Origin of the sequence: Nostoc sp. (assembly GCF_036919675.1) — a bacterium.
Classification (GTDB): domain Bacteria; phylum Cyanobacteriota; class Cyanobacteriia; order Cyanobacteriales; family Nostocaceae; genus Nostoc.
The window spans coordinates 19,609-41,072 of sequence record NZ_JBALCP010000137.1 but is presented as its reverse complement, the minus strand read 5'-3'; the positions used below and the strand labels follow the sequence as shown (position 1 = coordinate 41,072).

Below are 21,464 nucleotides of genomic sequence, written 5' to 3'. Positions count from 1 at the left end.
TTATTCTCTAAAATATACTATCTCTATTAAAGAGCAAGATTAACTTTTAGCCCTGCGTTCAAACAAGAGTATAAAGTTAAGGCAGATAGGATTATAAATTTTAAGGTAATTCTCAGCAGAAATTAATTTAATTACTAGTAAATGCATTTATATTCTTATTATAGAAAAATTTGTATAATTGAGAGAGCAATGAAATAAAAATATTTAGCAATCTTCTTGGAATCACTACCTTTTTCACTGTAGGTATACAACAGAGGTAAGTTCAAATCAGCTATAACTAAAGATGTAGCGGTTGAAAGTAACTTTACATTTAGCAGTCTGATTTTATTGATCAAGCCTTCTTAAACAGCTAAAAAGCAACCAGAACAGTGAAGCAAATCATAAAAGGTTGGATAAATATAGACCCATTTTCCTTACAGTCACGCCTCACAGTTGGTATTGCAGCATTTTCAGCTTTGGTATTAGGTAGCCTCGCTATATGGACTAGTTGGAAAATGCAGCAAATTTTAGTTGATAGTCATAAGTATAATATAGAACAAATCGCCAAGCGCTTGCCACAAGATGTGCGAATTTATAGTGAAATGATGCAACCTGAAACTGGATTGCAAAAGGCTATTAATAATTTGGCAAATACCAACACATTATTATGGCTAAAAAGTCCTGATAATAAAATTTTAGTAAAATCTGCGACTTTAGATTTATTATCTGATACTACGGTAGCTGAGTTAATGTCCCTGACTAAAATGCCGATTAAACCACAAGTTTACAAAGTAAACCAAAGCTACTTTGTTTTATGCGGTAGTTCTGTGCAAGTGCAGGGTAAGTTGCTTGGTGAGTTATTTGTAGTCAAAGATATTACCCGCGAACAGAGAATGTTTGTAGTAATGGTGCAGAGTTTAGGTATTACTAGTGTTTTGGCAATTATTGTTTTAACTGCTGCGATCGCATTTTATATTAAACGTTCTCTGCAACCTCTGCGCCAGCTAAATCAAATGGCTTCTGTGATTTCCGCTGAAGATTTAGGACAAGCGCAGCTATATCTTGATAATGCACCCAGTGAAGTTAAAGAATTAGCTCAAACTTTAACTATGCTGTTATCGCGTCTTTCCCAATCATGGGAGCAAGAGCGAGAATTTGTGAGTAATGTTTCTCACGAATTACGTACACCCTTGACAATTGTGCATGGTTATTTGCAAAGCGTCTTGCGAAGGCAGAATAACTTAACCCAAACCCAACAAGAAGCTTTAGAAACTGCTGCATCGGAAGCTGATCGCACTATCCGTCTATTACAAGATTTACTTGATTTAGCGCGAGCAGATAGTGGTTACTTATATTTTCAAATGAAATCTTATGTGCTGAATGACTTGGTTGAAGAAGTTGTCATGATGGCAGAAAGTTATAGCGATCGCATAATTACAATTGAGTCAAAAGTTTATCCAATTGAGGTAAAAGCAGACTACAGTCGTCTGAAACAAGTATTATTAAATTTAATTGATAATGCTGTTAAGTATTCTGAAGCTGATCCACCCATAATTTTAAAATTGAATCAACTTCAAGACAAAGCGATTATTCAAGTTTGTGACAAAGGTTATGGGATTCCTTTGCAACAGCAAGCACGGATATTTGAGAGATTTTACCGCGTAGATGAATCCCGTTCTCATACTACTGGGGGTTGTGGTTTGGGTTTATCTATTGTCAAGACACTTGTAGAAGGTATGGGTGGTAGTGTAAGTGTGCAATCAAAGTTAGGGGAAGGGAGTATGTTTACAATCAGTTTACCTACATATAAGAGTTCCATCTGACTTGGTAGAGAAATTCTTAGGTCTTGCAGTATTAAATGATTTGGTTGCAGACATAGTGTAGATGACAGATAAATTTAAGCATTGGGCAATCAATTTGGAAGTTGTTCCGTTTCCTGTGAGAATAAAGGCAGAGTGGAATCAACTCATACAGGTATTAAGCCATTTAATTAGTAATGCAGTTAAATACTCGGATGTGGGTGATCCAGTTACCTTGCAACTCACACAGGCTAATGGTTGGGCAATCATTCAAGTTAGCGAGAAGGGTGATGGCATTCCCTTGTCGCAGCAGTCCCGCATTTTTGAACCCTTGTACCAAGTTGACCCTTCCCGCGCTCGTGCAACTGGCAAAGCAGGCTTAGGTTTATCTAATTGTGAAACACCTAGCCGAAGGTATGGGAGGCAAAGTTGCCATCCTTTCAGAGCCAGGTTATGGTAGCACTTTTATTCTCACATTACCTGCTTTAGGAGCAAAAATATGACAGCACATATCCTTTTGGTGGAAGATGAAGTCAAACTGGCGCGATTTGTAGAATTAGAACTTTGTAGCGAAGGATATCAGGTAAGTGTAGCCCATGATGGTATTGCTGGTCTAACCCTGGCGCGAGACTCATCACCAGATTTAGCGATTCTGGATTGGATGCTACCAGGGCTGACAGGTTTGGAAATTTGCCGCCGTTTGCGAGCAACAGGCAGTACAGTACCAGTGATTTTGTTGACAGCAAAAGATGAAGTGAGCGATCGCGTCGCAGGTTTAGATGCGGGAGCCGATGATTATGTAGTTAAGCCCTTCAGCATTGAAGAACTACTAGCTAGAATTCGCGCCCATCTCCGCCGCACACAAGAAACAGACGAGGATTTGTTGCAATTTGAAGATTTAAGCTTAAATCGCCGCACCCGTGAAGTTTTTCGGGTGAAACGAAGCATTGAGTTAACAGCAAAAGAGTTTGACTTATTAGAATATCTCCTCTCACATCCCCGTCAGGTGTTTACTAGAGACCAAATTCTAGAGAAGGTTTGGGGTTATGACTTCATGGGTGATTCTAATATTATTGAGGTTTATATTCGTTATTTGCGACTCAAGTTGGAAGAAAAGAATGAAAAGCGTTTGATTCATACAGTCCGTGGCGTAGGTTATGCACTACGGGAGCAATCGCAATGACTTGTGATTTCGACAAAAAGCAATATATTAAAGACAAAAGAGGGGCGCAAGGCCTTGCGCCCCTCCAACAGATGTGGTTCAAATACATGAAAACTGCTGTAAAGTAGCCTTCATTGGGATGCTCCCAAACCTCAACTTAAAAATAGTCGATTTGGCAGCAAAGTCTGATGCTATTAATACTCAGTTTCGCGTGAAATTCCGCGCATAGGATAACTTCTACGGTTTTTCTGGCTACAAAACTGAATATGAAAAGGATATTCCTAACGAACTTGTGACTCGTGACTACAACCGTTTTACTCTAGCTTTAGGCAAGCTCAAAATTCATGACGGAACTTTACGCCTTCGTGTCAACGTTGATATTGAAGTTGTAGCAACTCGTTCTTTGGGAATACGTTCTGTGAAGTAAACAAACTATTAGCTGGCAGGGTACAATCTACAAGCCTAGATAAAACTTAGGAAGATTTTTTCCCATCTGAAACCATTTGCGAGAGAATATAAGCTGCAAAATCTAGTAACTGATCCAGTAAAAAGCCAATGATACCGATGTAGAGGAGCACCTGGATTATGTAATCGGCATTGCCAGCTTTATAAGCATCCCAGAGGGTAAAACCAAGTCCTTTTGGGCCTGTTAACATTTCTGTAGCAATAACTATAAACCAGGCTACCCAAATGCTAACTTTCAAGGCATGAAATATATGAAATATAGCTACTCGAAAGTTATTATTCTGTCTATGAAAATGTTGCATACCTATTGCCGTATTAATAATCATCGTCCAGAGAGTTCCCAGAAAAACTACTATAATGGCAGCTGATTCTTTCTCTGGAAGCGCTATTAAGGCAAGAGGTAACAAGGCTATAGGAGGGATACTATGTGGTATCTGAAATATCAGCCTAAATAGCTGATAAATCATGCTATTGATGCCGATTAAATACCCGATGAAACTACCCAATACAACGGCTGGAATATAACCCACAAATAACCGTTGCAGGCTAGCTAAAATGTCTAAAAACATATTATTTTTCTGCCTCAGTTCTTATGGCAAACATTTGGAAAATACTGCGGCAACAACACAAAATAGCGAATAGAAAAGTGATTTTAATTGCACTTCCTCTTTTCTCATACCAATTCTGTATGAAAATGCGCCTATCAGACTTACACAAAACAACACCCTGTAGGGTCAATTAATGTAGACGCAAAGCGGCTTCCCGCAGGGTATTACCCCTACGTGAATAAAGCATAACCTTACATAGAATTGGTATGACGACAAGATTTCCTAGATCCTCTCCTCCTTGGCTGTTACTCAAAAAAATTAGGTGTTATTACGATGTGATAGTAGTAGTACACAGAAAAGGTAAAAGTTGGCTTTACTAAACCTTATCAGAAAAAAAAATCATGATTAGTAAATTAAATACAATTTCCAGATTTTACTAGCTTGATGATTGAGCTAAGTGTGAACATGTAAAAATTTTAATAGCAAATAACTTGCAAAACTTGTTATTAATAGTACAGATAATAAATATAATCAGAAGTATAAAGGATGAAATTTATTATTTAGTTTTCATCCTTTTCAGTTTAGCCTTTGCGATTATTTCCCTAGATTCCGCTTGATTTGGTCTAACTCATCCTGAGTTTCCCAGCGACGAAACTTATCTTCTAAGTCATCAAACCCACCAGAATAACTGCTAGTTTGATTTGACCAGCCATTGGTTTCAAAACGCTGGTGAGTTTGCGCTTTAGCTTGAACTGTCTGTGCTTCGGCTGCTTTAGCCTGCACCTCCTGTCGCCGCTGCTGAATTTTTTGCAGTAGTTCCTGAGATTGGTTAATGCGTTCTTTCAGCCCTTGCATATGTCCCCAGCGCTGATTTCCTTCGCGCAATAGGGCTGCTTCTCGCTCTTGAGCCGCAGTTGCCAAATCCTCTCTGGCAGCGTTTTTGGCTTTTTGAACACGGATATGCCAACGCTGAATTTCTTGAGCGGTGGACAGAATTTCTTCTTGCGATCGCTTCTCTTGTAATTGTAAATCTGCAATCAGCTTTAATGTGTCTTCCTCTTGCTCACGCAGCTGTTCTAGCAGCGCCTCTAACTCCAAATGTGGATTGTTACGCAAGAATTCTTCTAAACGGTTTTCTAAAAACCGACTCAAATCATCAAATAAGCCCACTGCTAGAACTCCAGAGATTAGGTGCGTGACTATTTTATTGTAGTAATTATTCTTGTGCGCGGAATTATTCTCGTGGGCGGAATCTAAATTTTAATAGTTACCGTCATCAAGGATGTGGGATCAGACAGCAGCGTAAGCAGCTTTAGTCAGTGCTAGAAAACTCAATATCGTTACTGCGGCTGAATTTGAGAGCAATTACCCTGCGGGTTCTCCGTTCGCGGAGCGTCTGTAGAGAAAAAGTACGCTTCATTCACAATGACTTGTAACGATTTTGGTAAATTTTTGCATTGGGATGCTCCCAAATATCTTCAGAGTTAATCTCCTCTTTAACAAGTTATGATTTTATACTTGAAGCTCTATTCCATGAGGTTTTATTCTATGCATCTTCATAGATAATTGGTATATATAAGTTAAACCATGCCCAAACACCTCCTCCACTTTCAGGGTAAACATCCAGTACATCTGTTCATGTACCATACCCTAATACCAATTCGTAATATCCTACGGGAAGCCGCACTTTGTGCGTCTACGTAATTGAGAAAATCAGATTACATCTGGCTGGGTTTCCACCATTTGTATCTGTAGTCTTATTTTGGAGGATTGATATAACATATGTGCAAAAAAAGTCAGTTTTAAGGACGATAAAATTGCGACTAAAAACAAATTTTGAGCAATCTGGGATTGTACGCTGTTTTGCGGCAGTACTGCTTTTTGGTCAAGTGTGGCTACATTTACTCCAAGGAAAAACGTATTACCGCAAGATTCTGCAACATATGGTAACTGCTGGGCCAGGTTCTATCTCTCCAGTTCTCCTTGTCAGCTGTTTTGCAGGAATGATTTTTACTATTCAAATAACGAGGGAATTAATCCGATTTGGGGCTGTCGATGCTGTGGGAGGTGCTTTTGCCTTAGCTTTTTGTAGAGAATTGGCTCCAATTTTGACCGCTAGTATTATGGCGGGACAAGTCGGTTCTGCTTTTGCAGCAGAAATAGGTGCAATGCAAGTCACAGAGCAAATTGACGCACTTTATATACTTAAAACTGATCCAATTGATTATCTAGTACTTCCTAGAGTAATTGCTTGTAGTTTAATGGTGCCTTTGATGACGATTTTGGCTTTAGTTACAGGCATCATCGGCGGAGTTTTTGCCGCATCACAGTTTTACAAAATTATTCCAGAAACATTTTTAGAATCAGTCAGAAACTTTTTAGAACCATCAGATTTGTTTATTATTTTACTAAAAGGGTTTATTTTTGGTGTACTGGTTGCTGTGATTGGCTGTAGTTGGGGTTTAACTACTAAAGGGGGAGCCAAAGAAGTAGGAGAATCTGCAACAAAAGCAGTTGTTACTAGTTGGGTGTCAATTTTTATCATGGATTTTTTCCTGTCTCTACTGCTGTTTGAACAGCCTGCATTTTGAACCTAAGCAAATATTGAACAAGATTCCCAACTTTTTTAAGAAGTCGGGAATCTTAGCCAAAAAAACTCTTTAGGTAAGCAATATCGATTCTGAAGCGACACCAAACAGCCCGCCACAGGCATCGCTAGCTCTTTTGGGTATACTTCATGACGTTAGTGGAATTTGAGAATATATTAACTTGTAGATTAGCGCACCCAAAGCTAAACCTCCCAATGAAAAGATAGACGCAGCTGAAAAGGCTAGCCCTTCCCTAAGACCAGCTTTTTGAAAGTCTATCCTGACTAATATAGTCGCTGAAATGATGAGTAAGGTATCAAGAAATACCCCAAACCAGGCAATCATAATAAAAAACGAGAAAGCTGCTAAGACGGCAATGCCGAAAGACCTAGTATTTGATTTAAGCAAAATACTATAGTAATATGTCATTTTCGGCCAAGGAGCAGTCAACGTTACTATTAAAAGCAAGATACCAACTACAGTTACCAGCCACACAAACAGAGGAGCATGTGTTTCAGATATTAGCCAGCCCAAAGTACTGTAACTAAGCAGTACTAACGCCAGGGATACCCAAGGAACTCTTTTCAAAATAGACATGGGTTGGTATTCCTAGTACAGGGTCAAGGTTTTATTCCATTACTGAATGTTATAACTCACCGTTCGCACCCATGAACCTATCCCACTATTCTAAAAAACCCTACTTCTGTTCGTAAAATGTGCTTGAAAACCTTGGTTTTTCATTTTCACTTCTCAATAAGCTTAAGCTTTTTATCACAAATATTATTAGTGGGATAGGTTCATAGGATTTGACTAAGAAGAATTATCTACCAAGCCGCTATAAATATCAGGTGACAAACTGAGCAAACTAATAATTATTGATTAATAGCTAAACAATCATTTTCTGCCCACCAAGCGTAGATCGGCGTGTCGCGGTCTGGTAGAGTACCAAAAGTATTAGGTTGCAACACATTTATGTTAATGCCATTTGTTAATTCCACAACATAATTAACGTGTGTGCCCAAATACATAACATTGACAAGCCGTCCTTCAAAGGAGTTAGCTGGCAAATTGGGTGGATAAAGCGAAAGCTGTATTTTTTCTGGGCGCACACTCACTACCACCGCTTGTGATAATTCAGATGGTGTATCTTCAGCGCGGCTGATGACAATTGAAAGTCCCGTTTTTGTCGAAATTTGCACATTAGAAGAGTCTACCGCTACGATTTCACCGCTGAATAAATTAGTATCGCCAATAAAATCAGCAACAAAGGATGTCTGGGGACGTTCATAAATTTGGCTGGGAGTGCCAACTTGTTCAATTTTGCCTTGGTTCATCACGGCAATGCGATCGCTCAAAGACAATGCTTCTTCCTGGTCGTGTGTCACCATCACAAAGGTCAATCCCAAGTCTTTGTGTAAATTTGCTAACTCAACCTGCATTTCCTTACGTAGTTTTAAATCTAACGCCCCTAAAGGTTCATCCAGTAATACGACGGTGGGACGGTTGACTAGGGCCCTTGCTAAAGCAACTCGCTGCTGTTGACCACCAGAAAGTTGATTGGGAAAGCGCGATCGCAAACTTTCCATTTTCACCAGTTTTAAAGCTTCTTCGACTCTAGCTTCAATTTGCGATTTGCGTATTTTTTTTAACCTCAATCCGAAGGCGATGTTATCCCAGACATTCAGGTGGTTAAATAGAGCGTAACTTTGAAATACAGTATTGACGGGTCGGCGGTAAGGCGGCACATTAGTCATAGACTGACCCTGAATCAATACCTTGCCAGCGTCAGCGATTTCAAACCCAGCAATTAAGCGCAGTGTTGTTGTTTTACCACAACCGGAGGGGCCTAAAATACTAAAAAATTCTCCTTGTCTAACATCCAAGTCGATTCCATTTACTGCTGGTTCTTGGTTAAAAAACTTGAAGACATTACGCAGTTCAACATCAAGTGGCTGAAAAGTTGTTATCCCCCTCTGATTCTGCATGACAATTTGAGCCATAATCCTTAGTAGAATGCCGTGATCTTACGTGATGTCAGTAGTCTATTGGGCAGACTAGATTTGACACTTTGGTTTATTGTATCCGCCAAAAACAATTGTTCAGGAATGAATATACTCGCCCGATTCTTTCGTACCCATTACTGGGGAAGAGTTTAGGGTAATTGTATACAGATAATACCGCTCTTGGAATCATTCTTTGTCTTATGTCTTTATTCCCATTAATTGGCAGCAAAAAAGATACCCGTACAGTTGGACGTGGTTTCCAATCAATATTTTTAATCGTATTTACCTTATTAATGACCACTGGGATTGAGGCTCGTTTGGCATACTTGCAAATTGTTGAAGGTCCAAAACTCCGGGAACGAGCCGAAGCAAACCGAATTCGGATGATTCTTAAACAACCCGAACGGGGCAATATTTTTGACCGAAATGGCAAACTTTTAGCCAGTACTCGCTATCCTAGCTCTGTATATTTGTGGCCGATGGCACATACTAAGCCTTCCTGGTCTGTAGTCGGTCCCCGTCTAGCGCAAATTCTCAACATCCCGCAAGACGAGATGGAAAAGAAATTAGAACTAGCAGGTGCTAATTCTTCTTCGCTCATCCGCATTGCTCGTGATCTAAATGAAGCACAAATCACGGCATTAAAGGAGTATAAAAATGAACTGCCAGAAGTAGAAATGAATAGAGATTCTGTACGTTATTACCCTCACGGTAAGCAATTAGCACATGTACTCGGTTATACGCGGGAATTGACCGCCGACCAGTTAAAGGACAAGAAGCAGGAAGGTTATCGACTGGGAGATGTAATCGGTCAGATGGGGGTGGAAAAGGCCTATGAGAAAACTCTGCGGGGCGAATGGGGCGGTCAGCAAGTGGAAGTAGATGGTGCGGGTAGACCAATCCGGGTTTTGGGGGAGAAACAGGCAAAAGCTGGTAACGATTTGCACCTGACCATAGATTTGGATGTGCAAAAGGCAGCAGAAAAAGCTTTGGGAAATCACCGAGGCGCGATCGCAGCACTTGACCCGAATAATGGTGCTGTTTTAGCACTAGTATCTTACCCCACCTTTGACCCAAACATCTTCTCCAAACAAAAACTCTCCCAGAAAGATTGGGAAAGCGTGCAAGGTAAAGACCATCCCTTGATCAATCGGGCCCTGAGTGCCTTTCCACCTGCTAGTACCTTCAAAATTGTCACTACGACAGCCGGACTCGAATCAGGTCAATTCTCTCCTGACTCAGTATTACAGACCTTTGGTTCCCTGACTGTTGGTGGGGTGACTTTTGGTGAGTGGAACCACGCCGGATTTGGGCCATTGGGATTTCCCAGAGCGATCGCTATGAGTAGTGATACTTTTTTCTATCAAGTTGGCAGAAAAGTTGGTGGCCCAACTTTAATCGAATGGAGTCGCAAATACGGGTTTGGTCAAAAAACTGGCATTGAATTTCCCAACGAAGAATCAAAAGGCTTGGTTCCAGATGAAACATGGAAGCAGAGAGTTTTGAAAACGCCTTGGAGTGTCGGTGACACCATTAATATGTCAATTGGTCAAGGTGCTTTGCAAGTGACACCCCTGCAATCGGCGATTATGTTTTCTGTCCCCGCTAATGGTGGGTATCGAGTTCAGCCGCATTTGCTCAAAGACAACGAAGAGGCAAAAAGTTGGCGATCGTCGTTAAATATGAAGCCGGAAACTATCAAAGTTCTCCGTGAGGGACTGCGGAAGGTGGTGAGTGAGGGTACAGGTAAGAGCTTGAATGTGCCGACAATTCCCCCAGCGTCTGGAAAGAGTGGTACTGCTGAAGCCGGTGTTGGTCGCCCAAATCATACTTGGTTTGGTGCTTATGCCCCTAGTAATAAGCCGGAAATTGCGGTTGTGGCCTTTGGGGAAAATACTGGCGAGCATGGTGGTACTGTTTGTGGGCCAATGGTTTTACAAGTGCTGGAAGCTTATTTTCAACATAAGTATCCAGGTAAGTATAAAAAACTTCAGCCTGAGTCATCAGAAGCTAAAACTCAGAGTTCAGGACATGGTACTGGAGACTAGTACACTATGGCAGAAGTTTGCCTACCTTGTTATGTCGCTTATCAGGCTATTTTGAATACTTTAGTCTGTAGAACTTTTGTATTCAAAATTCTACGCTTTTTCATCATGCAGCCCAGTAAACTAGACCAAATTCTAGGACTAGAACTACAGCGTCGTCGCACAGAGAAAGGTTGGTCACAGGAGTATCTTGCAGAAGTGACAGGTCTGCACAGGACTTATATCAGCCAGCTTGAGCGAGGGCTAAAAAGTCCATCTGTTAGAGTTCTCAGCCATATTACCAATGCTTTAGGTATGACAATGAGTGAGTTTTTACAAGCTGTAGAGGAATCGCTGAGTGTTGACGGACAATGAAATTGAAAGATTAAGCCAAGCCATTATTGCTACCATTGCATCTCCAGTCATCGGCTCGATAGAAGATTATACCTGGGAAGCAATTTTTCATTATGTTAAGGATATTCCTTTATCAGATCCCGCTCTGGGACGTAGCAAGCTTCTCTATGATGCTGTTGACTTGGTGACTAAAACTGGTTGGTCACTCAAATTTCTCCAACTAAATAGCCTCAACTTTGCAAATCCATTTTTGTTTGTCATTCAGAGAGCAGATGTCATCAAGAAAGCTGGCCAACTTGGTTTTCCTGGTCTAACTGAGCAATCCTTGCCTAATCAGCTTGGAGCAGCCATTATCCAACATTGGAATGAGAAGATTATTTTGAGTCAGGCAGCACAGAGCGTTGTCAATAGTTATGAAGGAATATTACTGAAAACTATCAAAGGATATGAGTATATTTACTGCGAATTTCCACTCAATCCTCTTGACCCAAATACGTTTTCTTGGGCTTGGACGGTAGATAAAACTACTGGGGGATTAGGGGCTGGACTACAGGGAAGCGTTGCAGGCAAAACAGAATTGGTTTGGTACAAAAATCAGAAACAACTTTTCAGAGCTAGAACTATTCCTACACAGGCGGTTCGTATTACAGTTGCAAGAACTCGTCTTACGCTTGATCGATATGTGGAGACAGTTCTCTCTGCTTTGCAAGATCAAATCAATACACAGTTTTCTGAGGATAGGTCTGAAGAATAGATGAAGCTATTACTTTACCTAATAGGGGAGGTACAGATTCACCAATTTGAGAAGCCATCTCAGTATATGTTCCCAAAAAGTGAAAATCATCTGGATAAGAGTGTAATCTTGCAGCTTCGCGTATTGTAATTGTTCGATCTTGAGTAGGATGAAAAAACCTACCCGATCCTGGATGGAAGACCCATCTGGTGATAGTTCTCGCTGGTTTATCCCAGTAAAGTCTCCCGTATGCGCCGCTGTAGTGTTTTTTGGGAGCTAATTCAGAAGGTAAGTCCCTAGCATCTTGTCCTTCACAAAGAGCGCGATCTCTCGAAAATTGAATTGGACTCAAAGCACGAGCAACATGATTAACAATTTTTCTGCTTTCATGACGCATCATCCTTTGATATGTAGTTTGTGGAGGAGAAGGATAAACTTCAGCGTCATAGTCTTGTCCTGCATCTAGTGGTGGTAAGTCTCCAATCGCATCTCTGACTGTGACAAGTCCAGAAATATTTGCCTCTAATAAATTAAGCTGATTACAAGATTTTGTAGTTCTATAGTCACTCCTAATATCACCAAAATGTGTTGGTTCAGGAAAATCAAGGGAGTGATCCAGGCTAGCTAGAAAAAAAGCTCTGGTTCTCGTTTGTGGTATTCCATAATGTGCAGCATTTAATGATGAAGAGACAACTTTATAGCCCAATGATTCAAGTTTTTCTGTTATTTCTTCCCTAATTACGCCATTGTAAGCTTTCAAGATTTCAGGCACGTTCTCCATTACGACATAAAGGGGTCTAAACTCCTCTACGAATTCCAAAAACGTTCGATATAGCAGGTTACGGGAATCATTGAGGTAGCGATAACCAGCAGGAATATTTCTGGAAAATCCCTGACACGGGGGATCGCCAATCAACAGTATTGGTGCTTCTCGCCGCAAGCCCAACGCTAATCGTAAGTCATCAGGACTAACCTGACGTATGTCCTGATGAATGATTTTAGTTTTTGGGTAATTATGCTTGTAGGTCGCCAAGGCTTTTGCATTTACATCGATTGCACATAGAGATTCAAAGCCCACCATGTGAAAGCCTTTTGTCAAGCCACCAGCACCAGCAAATAAGTCAATAATCTTGTGTATCATTATTGAATACTATAGTATTCAATAATGATTGTCAACCAACTCCTTTATAAAAAGATAGTAATCCCTAGATCAACTTTTATTGAGGCAACTTAGCGGGTTTCAAATTTCTGGCTTTGTAAAACATTTCTAAACTGTCGCGATCGCCTACAAAACGCCAGTGCCAAGGCTCATAACTCACACCTTGAATATTATCTTTAGGAAATGACATTTCAAAGCTGAAACGTGCTGCATTTGCTTGTAGCCATTGATAAGCCTTGGTCTTGTCAAAGTTAGTTTGGAGATTAGTTGCTGGTACTGCTCCATCTCCAACATCCACAGCATAACCTGTGTGATGTTCGCTATGACCAGGAGGAGCGCTAAGGGCAGCTCGTTCTGCTGGCGTCTGATTTCGCTGGGCACCGACATTAAAAAACAACTGCTCCTGATCTTTGACTGAGCGAAAGCCAGAAATTGGCACTAAAATTACACCTGCACCCCGCGCTACTGCTACCATCTCCTCAAATTTTTGGGCAGCAGCTTTTCGCATTCTAATGCCCCTATTTGCGGAGATGGTTACTAGTTCTGACTGAGGGGCTTCTGGGTAGGGAAAATGCCCTAACACAGTATCGCTAGAATTATTAGATGCTGCTGGAGTTGGAGGAGCAAAAGTAGCTGGTAAACGTTGAGAATCAGCAGTTTTTTTGGGTGCAGTGAGGAAAAACAAAAAACCGCTAATTAAAGCCAGCAAGACAAATCCTGTTATTCCCCCAATCAGGATAATTCGGGGTTGCAACCAAATTTTAGGTGTTGCATCAGGGGTATCGCGTACAGCCACTGGAATATCATCACCAAGGTCATTCGATGAGTTTTGCGGTTTTCCAGAAAACCCAGCCTTATTCAAGGGTAAACTCCTGTTTTTGTGGGATAACCATAACAGATTTTGCACTGGACAAAAATAGACGGAACAGGTAGCATTTTACATCTGTGGTTTTTAGGCGCAATCTTGACAAACCTTTTAGAACTATACGTCAAGCTGGGAGGATTAGTCCTGGTAGGTTTTATTCTGGGACGCAAACTACCTGTGACAGTTCCTACTCGTTTGGGACAGTTTCTTTTTTGGGTGGGAGTACCCATAAGCATAGTATCCTTTTTGCGTCAATCTAGCTTGTCAGGGCAAATTTGGATTGCACCTGCGTAGACGCGAAGCGGCTTGTCGCCAGACATCGCTTACCTAGCCATTTTACTAGGCGCATTTTTAGCTTGGCTAGCAATTAAAGCACAAGTCTATTTTAGAAATCCCGTCCCTCAACAATCAACTCAGGCTAGCTTGATATTAGCAGCGATGTTGGGTAATACAGGTTATCTTGGCTTTCCCATTACCTTAGCAATCGTAGGTAAGGAATACTTTGCTTGGGCACTATTTTACGATTTGCTAGGTTCATTCCCAGGAGCTTATGGCTTGGGTGTGTTACTAGCAGCGCGTTTTGGCGGTGGTATCTATAATGATTGGCAGATTGCTAGGGCGATCTTAATTAATCCTGCCCTGTGGAGTTTCGGATTTGGCTTGCTGTTTCGCCAGGTGACAATTCCCACAGCCGCGGAATTTTGCCTAGAGAAATTTGCTTGGAGTAGCGTAGCTTTATCTCTGATGTTAATTGGAATGCGACTGGCGCTGCTCAAATCTTGGCGTAGCCTACCACAAGCAGGGATGAGCTTGGGAATCAAAATGTTGTTAGTTCCCTTGATATTGGGCAGCATTTTACCACTGTTTGGATTAACTGGGCCCATAGCAAAGATCATCGTGCTACAAATGGCAATGCCTCCAGCTTTCGCCACACTGGTAATTGCTGAGACATTCAATCTTGATCGCGATCTGGCAGTTACTGCCTTAGCTACTGGGGCTATAGTATTGCTGGTGACTCTCCCAGTTTGGCTGTGGCTGTTTTGATTTTGGATTTATGCACCGTGATGCGATCGCTTAAAACCCCAGGAAAAACGTATCTTATCGTTCTAATTTAAGCTCTTCCTTCTCTTACTTTGCGTTCTTCTCTACGAGACGCTGCGCGTTGGCGGTACCCTGCGGGAAGCCGCTTTGCATCTACGTAAAAAAAATTGACTTTGACAAATAGTTTTAGCCTTAACCCAAGCGTATTGCTCTATAGGTCAATACACTTGGGTTAAGCATTTATTCCTTCTCTTTCTTCTCTTCCTTTGCGTTCTTTGCGCCTTGGCGGTTCGTTAAAAAATTGACTTTGATAAAGAGTTAAGCCTTAACTGAACTGTATTGCTCTATAGGTAAGTTATTCCTGCACGATTCCTTAGCATTATGAGAGCATGGCGAAGGAATTGATGCATATCAGTTAAACTTCTACTGGATGCTGCCCATAATATGGCAAAGCCTCTGACCAATTAGGACACTTGCCCTCTTGCCAATCGAGATTAGCTAGTTCCAAAATACTTGTCACCGTCGCTGCTAACCCAGATTGGGCTTGAATCAGCTGATAATCAGTGTTCCAATTCGTTAAAGTTTCCTGCCATACTTCTGGTGTCAACACTCTATCTGACAAACACGCTCTTAGTTTAGAAGCATCTGGCTCAAGCTGATAAATAGCAGCAAAAATTTTACCTCGTTGGGCTGGCATTTCCACAGCAAGAGTTTTTGGATTTTGACTTTTGCCTGCTTCTGACCAAGCTACCGCAGCCAAAGTTGAAATCGCAAATACAGGAATATCTAACTGTTGCCCTAAAGTCCGAGCAGTGACAACGCCAATCCGAGTTCCCGTAAAGCCGCCAGGGCCTTTTGCAACTGCGATAAAGGACAAATCTGCCCAAGTTTGCGGTTTGATAAAATCAATTAAATATTGATGTACTAAGCTAGATAAATCATGCCCCAAATTCCAAATTTGAGAGCGAGTTTCACCAGCAAAACTACTAATTGCCAAACCCAATTCGGGAGTAGTGGTGTGTAGTGCCAAGGCGGATTTATTTATTGCAAGGTGTTCTTCTTCTATTGTCAAAGTTACTTAAAATATCTATTTTTATAAATTTAACATTATTTATTCAAGCATATAATACTTCGAGTCAGCAGCCACATGAATGTATTTCCATGCTCCGCATGGGAGTGAGGCAAGCCTGATATGGTTTGCACTTGCACACTCTCTGCCTTGACGATCGCCGTTCTTAATTGTTTGGTGAGAGTTGCATTCGGGACACTTGATCTTTCCATTTTACAACTTTTACCATTCTCTTTCCCGCAACGCCGGATATTCAATCTCTCCTTTAATCTTCTGGGGTACGAAGTCTGGGATGTCAGTAGTGTCAATTGCGAAGACGAAGAACTTGTTTGGGTTATCGATACCCCCTGGATGGAAAGCGTCCGACGTTATAGTCCCAACGAAGTCGTTATCGTTGCTAATGAAGAGCGTATGCTTAATCGCGCGGTTGATAACCACATCTGGCCCAAAAGCCAAACCTTCAAGCTTGGCAGGTATGTCCTCTGCTTTGATCCCATTCTGAGTCAGCGTAGCGACTACATCGAGGAACAAGGTCTTGCTAACTGCCTTACCAGCGAGGTTGCTTTCCCCGGTAATATTGCTTACTTCTTGGGCATTCGTCAGATCAATACGGTATATCTTCTTGAAGGCAGCCTGAGAGCCATCACCCAATCCCTTACCATCTCGTTCGTCTACTAGGAATTCGCGATCGTTGATGGACAAAATCTCACTTACTGTCGGGTATTTCGGTTTAGCTGAAGTGCCGATATTATCTAGCTGATAGGCGTATTCCTGGATAGCACCTGTTGCAATGTCGATCTTAACAATTCTGGTGTAAGCGCCATTAGTACCGCCGTCCTGGAGCAGTGGACTCTGTATTATCCCAACTAGGGTCTTGCCATTAGGGGTAATCGCTAGACCTTCCATACCCTTATTCGCAACACGTCCAGATGTGTTATTGCTGATCTCTGTAGCACCAACGGGATTTAGGTTGCTGACTGCGAACTTGCTGTCTAGCGTAAAGACCTTAATGCGCTTACCTGTCTCCCGGTTGAATTGGTACACATAGGGGCCATATTCATCAGAGATAAAGATGGATTCACCGTCATTGGATACACGCACGCCCTCAGGATCGAGGCGGGCATTATTGGGATTGGTCGATATCTGGGTGGGGTGGAAGTTGTCTGAGCGTCCAGTGAAATAGTAGGTATTCTTGGCATTCAGGGCAGGGACACCGCTGGGCACTCCCAGTCCCACCCCAGTCCCGTAGTCGAGAGGATTCTTGCTCGATAGCAGGGTTGTGGCAATTAGAGAAGGAGTAAGAGTAAAGGGCAATGCTGAACCAAGCTGGCTTGGTACAAGTTTCAAACGGATGGTTTGAAAGCGGTTGATATAGGATGTTGTGTCATCCACAGCGCTATTGTATGCCTTGGCATTCGGGCCCCGATCTGGGATAGCGATGAAGGTGTTACGACCAGCGTAGGCTAGTCCCGATCCAAAACCACCGAGGAGGTTTCCCGGAACACCGCTTTCGAGCGGAGCGGAGGTTTTGCTGGAGAGATCCGTGATATTACCACTTAAGCTCCCAATTGCGACCAATTTAACCTCTGCGTTAGCAGCGGGGGCAGCAAAAAATGACGCTAACAAGAACAGAATGAGATTTCTCTTGAGCATATTAGTATTCCTACTAGGGACAATATTTACTGAGGGATATTGTATTTTTTTTCACTTTGTCATTATCTATGCCTAATGATTAAGTTATTTTTAAGCAAAGATTAAGTCAGGATTAATTCAGAAATGACTGATGCCCACCAGTATTACAGCTATTTTCAGGTAAATAGACGACGCGGTAGAGGCGCAAGGCCTTGCGCCCCTACGACAGATGTGGTTCAAATACTTGAATTCTGCTGTAAGTGAGGCTGTGGAGGGGCACAATAAGGCAAACGAGAGGACAAACTTTTTTAGCCACATTTCTCACTTGTGAAAAATGCGGCTAAAGTTACTCTTATCGTTACTTGCAAAAATATTTACGACTACTGCTGTTTGGTGCAGTAGTCACCTTTAAGATACACCAATCAATTTCTATCAAGTCGGCACTAATTCACCAGGACGTAACTTCGACCACTTACCCGTTTCCCGCTTAAAGCTCAGACAACCAACAACATCCCATTCCATTTCAATTACATCCTCTTTAGTGCGAATGTTGACATTGATAGAAGGTTCATTCGGATCAAAATTTGGTGTTTCGGTCAAGTGAGGCTGTTGGTGCTGCCCTTCTACGGCATGATAGGTAAAACAGCGGTCTACATAGTGGCAATTCACGCAAATACACATAATAGAACCAACTCCAGGGGCCTTTATTGTTAATCTAACTTAAGCGCAACTGTTATTCATGAGTTGCTGGGTTGATTTTTATTACAATGCATAAATCAGTTCTTTCTACCCTAGCTCCCGAAAATTGGCCTTTCAGCTTGGAATTCCTGCCACAACCCGCTTACATGGTAGGTGGTGCTGTCCGAGATGCGATGCTTGGCAGAACTCGCGAATATCTGGATCTAGATTTTGTTATACCATCTAAGGCGGTAAAGGTAGCGAGAGCGATCGCTCGTCATTACAAAGCTGGTTTTGTGTTACTCGATGCAGAACGACAAATTGCGCGTGTGGTTTTTCCCCACGCTACAGCTGACTTTGCCCAACAGGAAGGAAATAGTTTAGAAGTTGATTTGCACAGACGGGATTTTACGGTAAATGCGATCGCCTATAATCCCCATACACAAGAAATTATCGATCCTCTACAAGGTTATGTAGACTTACAACAGGGCATTTTGCGAATGGTATCACCCGCAAACTTAGAAGATGACCCTTTGCGGTTAATGCGAGGTTATCGCCAAGCCGCCCAACTAGGTTTTACTATTGAGCCAGCTACCCAAGCCGCAATTCGTTCTTTGGCATCACATATCAGCAAAGTTGCAGCTGAACGAGTTAGGGTAGAAATTGGCTATCTGCTAGCAAATTCTCAGGGTACTCCTTGGATTACAAGTGCTTGGGAAGATGGTTTACTTGCCCCTTTCTTCAAAAACGCCACCCGTGAAAGCTTGATCAAATTAGCAGCAGTTGACAATGCAGCTGCCTTACTCACCCAAAATTGGCAACAACTAGGGGCACAACTGCAAGAGTATGTCCGCGATAGGATCAAAACCACTTGGTTAGGTATTGCCAAACTTGCTTGTCTTGTCAACCCAAATCCAGAATTAGCAGAAATAGAGCTACAGAAACTAACTTATAGTCGTGCCGAAATTCGGGGTGTAACCACTGCCCTCAAATTGTTACCGCAGCTTCAAGGACTCGATATGTCATTGCGAGAACAATACTTTTTGTTCCATGACGCAGATATTGTGTTTCCCGCTACGGCAGTGCTAGCTGTAGCATTTAATAATTTGGTAGAGGCGATGTCTGGTGACAACCCATTAGAAACAGGAGTTGCTACAACTTTGGAAACCAAAGCAATAGGCTGCCTTGTTTGGGCACCTTTAATCAACCGCTACCTGAACCCTGATGATCTGGTCGCTCATCCCATTCCACTAGTGAGCGGGAAGGAGTTGATTATAGCATTAGATATTCCAGCTTCGCCAATCATCGGCCAACTGTTGAGAGAAATTGGCGTAGCACAAGCTGAGGGGAAAGTTTCAACGCCAACAGAGGCGATCGCATTTGCACGTCAGTTAGTTGAGGGGCTGTAATATTGAGTTTCGGAGTCAATAGTAGATGTTCAGCTAATAGCCGGAGAAAATTATTAATATTGAATATAAAGTTAGTGGATTAATGTAATGTATTTGCGATGAATTTGTCTGCAACAATTCCCAAATTTGACGAATGTAAAAGTTGTTAATCAACGATTCGTGCAGTGTCAGGTTAATTACTCCATTATTGATCATTTGCTCATGGGGAATCAGCTTCTTTTGTGCCAAATAAGCGATTGCCTGTATCTTCCCAACCCAGGAATAATATAGCCATGTTCATCCAAATGGTCATCAATGGCGGCGGTATACAGCGGCACATCAGGATGTAGATCACAAAAACGCTCGATACTTTCTGGTGCAGCGAGTAAGCAGACAGGTGCAGATACCTGAGTCAAACACGTCCGAACCGTTGCATTAATCATGAAGCCGTACAGCTACGGCTTTGTTGAGATTGGCGATCGCACCGAGAATATACACTGTTACGCCCCCAATTGGCAGCAAAAATCCCTCCAAATCCGAGCGGATCACCAATTCTGGAAGCATCCCCCCAGTTTGTTCAAATAAAGCGCGACGCAACTGTGCTTCTGCAATGCCAAAGCGCTTGACAATTCCTGGTAAATCCCAAACCGGCATAGTCATTATTTTTTAGGGCTGTTTTGATCAGCTATTACTCACTAGTACAACATGGCGCAAATAAACATACCATTTCAAATGGCGCAAGAGCTTGGAATACAATTCTTTTGACTTTTGGCTTTTGACTTCCGCCTTGCGGTGCTAGGGATCTGTCAACGACCTCTAGTCAGTTTTGATTTTTATGACTTTAAATGTCGAGTGTGGTATTAGTCGTATTGCTGAATACAATAAATCACACAGAAATTTTATAATTAACAATTAACCCCTGCAAATTTAAAGATGACTTTAAAAATGATTTAATAGAGATATTTTGTGAGAAAGTTAATACAAAGGTATATTCACTGATCTCAAATTCATGGATTCTTTATCTATCAATTCCTTACTTGAAGAGTTGAAAAACCCGGATGCTACAGTCCGCGACAAGGCAACCAGAAAAATCTGGCGGATCTGGTTTCAGCAAAAGGGAATTTATGGGCTGGAAATAATTGACCGCAGTCAAAAGTTACTGGATGCAGGTGAATTTACTGGAGCCGAAACAACGCTGACAGCACTAATCGAAGAGCAGCCAGATTTTGCCGAAGCCTGGAATCGTCGTGGTTTTCTCTATTACAGTATTGGTGATTATCAAAAATCTCTGGCAGATTGTCAGATGGTTGTGCAGATAAATCCGATACATTTTGGAGCGCTTCACGGCATGGGCTTGTGTTATGCGGCACTAGGAGAGTATGGTGAAGCTATCAAAGCTTTTCAACAAGCTCTAGAAATTCAGCCCTATTCGCTAGTGAATCAAAAGTTGATTCTAGAATGTACATTTAGATTCAGCTACAACCGTAAATAGGAGGGAGCATTATCCTGTTTTATGAATCGGTCATCACCCTCATCAACAGCAATTCATCGCCTTAGTCGCCGCAATTTTATTCAATACAGTTCTATCTGGATTAGTAGTAGCGTCATTGCTGCTTATAGTAATAGCAACCAACCGTCAACTAGCAATTCTCGGTTGGATAAAGTTATATTTGGCACTCAATGGATAGTACAATCACAACACAGCGGATTTTACCAGGCGATGTCTACGACGGGCTGCGCCTACGCCACTGATATTTACAAAGACTATGGTTTAGATGTAACTATCAAAATGGGTAATCCCCAGGTTCTCAGTGGTACTTAATTGTTGATGGGGGTGCGGTAGATTTCTTTATAGGTTATGGCATGGCTGCCGTGAACACCATAGCACAAGGTATTCCCAAAATCACAGTCGCAGCAATTTTCCAGAAAGACCCTTAGTGTCTTATTGCACATCCCAACCCAGCAATTAAAACCCTT

General features: G+C 41.9%; 20 protein-coding genes and 4 pseudogenes. 12 read left to right on the top strand and 12 right to left on the bottom strand.

What is annotated here, in order from left to right; translation table 11 throughout:
- Positions 1-368 precede the first annotated feature (368 nt).
- The 4 genes and pseudogenes from V7K49_RS33370 to V7K49_RS33355 form a co-directional block, all read left to right on the top strand.
- The gene (locus V7K49_RS33370; protein WP_335209485.1) at positions 369-1,802 is read left to right on the top strand and encodes a sensor histidine kinase; all 1,434 of its coding nucleotides are present in this window, start codon (positions 369-371) and stop codon (positions 1,800-1,802) included.
- A gap of 61 nt (positions 1,803-1,863) precedes the next feature.
- A complete protein-coding gene (locus V7K49_RS33365) occupies positions 1,864-2,238 on the top strand; it encodes a sensor histidine kinase (RefSeq protein WP_335209484.1) in 375 nt (124 codons plus the stop codon).
- A gap of 39 nt (positions 2,239-2,277) precedes the next feature.
- Entirely contained in the window at positions 2,278-2,961 is a 684-nt protein-coding gene (locus V7K49_RS33360; RefSeq protein ID WP_298916896.1) for a response regulator transcription factor, read from the top strand.
- 127 nt (positions 2,962-3,088) lie between these two features.
- A pseudogene (locus V7K49_RS33355) lies at positions 3,089-3,410 on the top strand (collagen-like protein); the annotation flags it as partial.
- A 3-nt stretch (positions 3,411-3,413) separates the two neighbouring features.
- On the opposite strand, the gene V7K49_RS33350 reads toward V7K49_RS33355, so the two are convergent.
- Together V7K49_RS33350 and V7K49_RS33345 are read right to left on the bottom strand one after the other, a co-directional pair.
- Positions 3,414-3,974, bottom strand: a complete 561-nt coding sequence (locus V7K49_RS33350) for a nitrate transporter (protein WP_335209483.1) — start codon at positions 3,972-3,974, stop codon at positions 3,414-3,416.
- 573 nt (positions 3,975-4,547) lie between these two features.
- Positions 4,548-5,123 (bottom strand): TIGR04376 family protein, encoded by a 576-nt coding sequence (locus tag V7K49_RS33345; protein WP_334869933.1) that lies wholly within the window; start codon positions 5,121-5,123, stop codon positions 4,548-4,550.
- A gap of 647 nt (positions 5,124-5,770) precedes the next feature.
- On the opposite strand from V7K49_RS33345, the gene V7K49_RS33340 reads away from it, so the two are divergent.
- Positions 5,771-6,544 carry an MlaE family lipid ABC transporter permease subunit gene (locus tag V7K49_RS33340; RefSeq protein WP_334869935.1) on the top strand — a complete coding sequence of 258 codons (774 nt, stop codon included), beginning with the start codon at positions 5,771-5,773 and terminating at the stop codon, positions 6,542-6,544.
- Between the two features lie 144 nt (positions 6,545-6,688).
- Here the strand turns inward: V7K49_RS33340 and V7K49_RS33335 are convergent, their stop codons facing one another.
- Both V7K49_RS33335 and V7K49_RS33330 read right to left on the bottom strand, forming a co-directional pair.
- On the bottom strand, positions 6,689-7,138 hold the full coding sequence (locus tag V7K49_RS33335; protein ID WP_335209482.1) for a hypothetical protein: 450 nt from the start codon (positions 7,136-7,138) through the stop codon (positions 6,689-6,691).
- Between the two features lie 275 nt (positions 7,139-7,413).
- Positions 7,414-8,541 (bottom strand): ABC transporter ATP-binding protein, encoded by a 1,128-nt coding sequence (locus V7K49_RS33330; RefSeq protein WP_335209481.1) that lies wholly within the window; start codon positions 8,539-8,541, stop codon positions 7,414-7,416.
- Between the two features lie 203 nt (positions 8,542-8,744).
- Here V7K49_RS33330 and mrdA point away from each other — a divergent pair, with 203 nt between their 5' ends.
- From mrdA to V7K49_RS33315, 3 genes are all read left to right on the top strand, one after another.
- Entirely contained in the window at positions 8,745-10,592 is a 1,848-nt protein-coding gene (gene mrdA, locus V7K49_RS33325) for a penicillin-binding protein 2 (protein WP_335209480.1), read from the top strand.
- A gap of 105 nt (positions 10,593-10,697) precedes the next feature.
- Positions 10,698-10,943 carry a helix-turn-helix domain-containing protein gene (locus V7K49_RS33320; protein ID WP_334869943.1) on the top strand — a complete coding sequence of 82 codons (246 nt, stop codon included), beginning with the start codon at positions 10,698-10,700 and terminating at the stop codon, positions 10,941-10,943.
- Positions 10,927-11,676 (top strand): hypothetical protein, encoded by a 750-nt coding sequence (locus V7K49_RS33315; protein WP_335209479.1) that lies wholly within the window; start codon positions 10,927-10,929, stop codon positions 11,674-11,676. Before V7K49_RS33320 ends, V7K49_RS33315 begins: the two co-directional genes overlap by 17 nt.
- Here the strand turns inward: V7K49_RS33315 and V7K49_RS33310 are convergent.
- On the bottom strand, positions 11,639-12,796 hold the full coding sequence (locus V7K49_RS33310) for a DNA cytosine methyltransferase (protein WP_335209477.1): 1,158 nt from the start codon (positions 12,794-12,796) through the stop codon (positions 11,639-11,641). The two genes, V7K49_RS33315 and V7K49_RS33310, sit on opposite strands and share 38 nt — an antisense overlap.
- Before the next feature lie 76 nt (positions 12,797-12,872).
- Positions 12,873-13,676, bottom strand: coding sequence for a M15 family metallopeptidase (locus V7K49_RS33305; RefSeq protein WP_335209476.1), 804 nt, complete (start codon positions 13,674-13,676; stop codon positions 12,873-12,875).
- A 102-nt stretch (positions 13,677-13,778) separates the two neighbouring features.
- Between V7K49_RS33305 and V7K49_RS33300 the strand changes: the two are divergent.
- A pseudogene (locus V7K49_RS33300) lies at positions 13,779-14,723 on the top strand (AEC family transporter).
- A gap of 412 nt (positions 14,724-15,135) precedes the next feature.
- Here the strand turns inward: V7K49_RS33300 and tsaB are convergent.
- From tsaB to V7K49_RS33280, 4 genes are all read right to left on the bottom strand, one after another.
- Complete coding sequence (gene tsaB / locus V7K49_RS33295; protein WP_335209475.1) at positions 15,136-15,792, bottom strand: tRNA (adenosine(37)-N6)-threonylcarbamoyltransferase complex dimerization subunit type 1 TsaB; 657 nt, start codon at positions 15,790-15,792, stop codon at positions 15,136-15,138.
- Positions 15,793-15,827: 35 nt separating this feature from the next.
- Positions 15,828-16,001 (bottom strand): hypothetical protein, encoded by a 174-nt coding sequence (locus V7K49_RS33290; protein ID WP_335209474.1) that lies wholly within the window; start codon positions 15,999-16,001, stop codon positions 15,828-15,830.
- A gap of 10 nt (positions 16,002-16,011) precedes the next feature.
- Positions 16,012-17,367: an esterase-like activity of phytase family protein gene (locus tag V7K49_RS33285; RefSeq protein WP_335209473.1), complete on the bottom strand. Its 1,356-nt coding sequence runs from the start codon at positions 17,365-17,367 to the stop codon at positions 16,012-16,014.
- A gap of 486 nt (positions 17,368-17,853) precedes the next feature.
- A complete protein-coding gene (locus V7K49_RS33280; RefSeq protein WP_273765271.1) occupies positions 17,854-18,102 on the bottom strand; it encodes a Ycf34 family protein in 249 nt (82 codons plus the stop codon).
- 86 nt (positions 18,103-18,188) lie between these two features.
- On the opposite strand from V7K49_RS33280, the gene V7K49_RS33275 reads away from it, so the two are divergent.
- The gene (locus V7K49_RS33275) at positions 18,189-19,508 is read left to right on the top strand and encodes a CCA tRNA nucleotidyltransferase (RefSeq protein ID WP_335209471.1); all 1,320 of its coding nucleotides are present in this window, start codon (positions 18,189-18,191) and stop codon (positions 19,506-19,508) included.
- Between the two features lie 199 nt (positions 19,509-19,707).
- On the opposite strand, the pseudogene V7K49_RS33270 reads toward V7K49_RS33275, so the two are convergent.
- Positions 19,708-19,882: pseudogene (locus V7K49_RS33270) on the bottom strand (uracil phosphoribosyltransferase); the annotation flags it as partial.
- A gap of 43 nt (positions 19,883-19,925) precedes the next feature.
- Positions 19,926-20,153: pseudogene (locus tag V7K49_RS33265) on the bottom strand (GTP cyclohydrolase II); the annotation flags it as partial.
- 343 nt (positions 20,154-20,496) lie between these two features.
- On the opposite strand from V7K49_RS33265, the gene V7K49_RS33260 reads away from it, so the two are divergent.
- Both V7K49_RS33260 and V7K49_RS33255 read left to right on the top strand, forming a co-directional pair.
- On the top strand, positions 20,497-20,979 hold the full coding sequence (locus V7K49_RS33260; RefSeq protein ID WP_273765268.1) for a tetratricopeptide repeat protein: 483 nt from the start codon (positions 20,497-20,499) through the stop codon (positions 20,977-20,979).
- A 21-nt stretch (positions 20,980-21,000) separates the two neighbouring features.
- Entirely contained in the window at positions 21,001-21,309 is a 309-nt protein-coding gene (locus tag V7K49_RS33255; RefSeq protein ID WP_335209469.1) for a hypothetical protein, read from the top strand.
- Positions 21,310-21,464 lie beyond the last annotated feature (155 nt).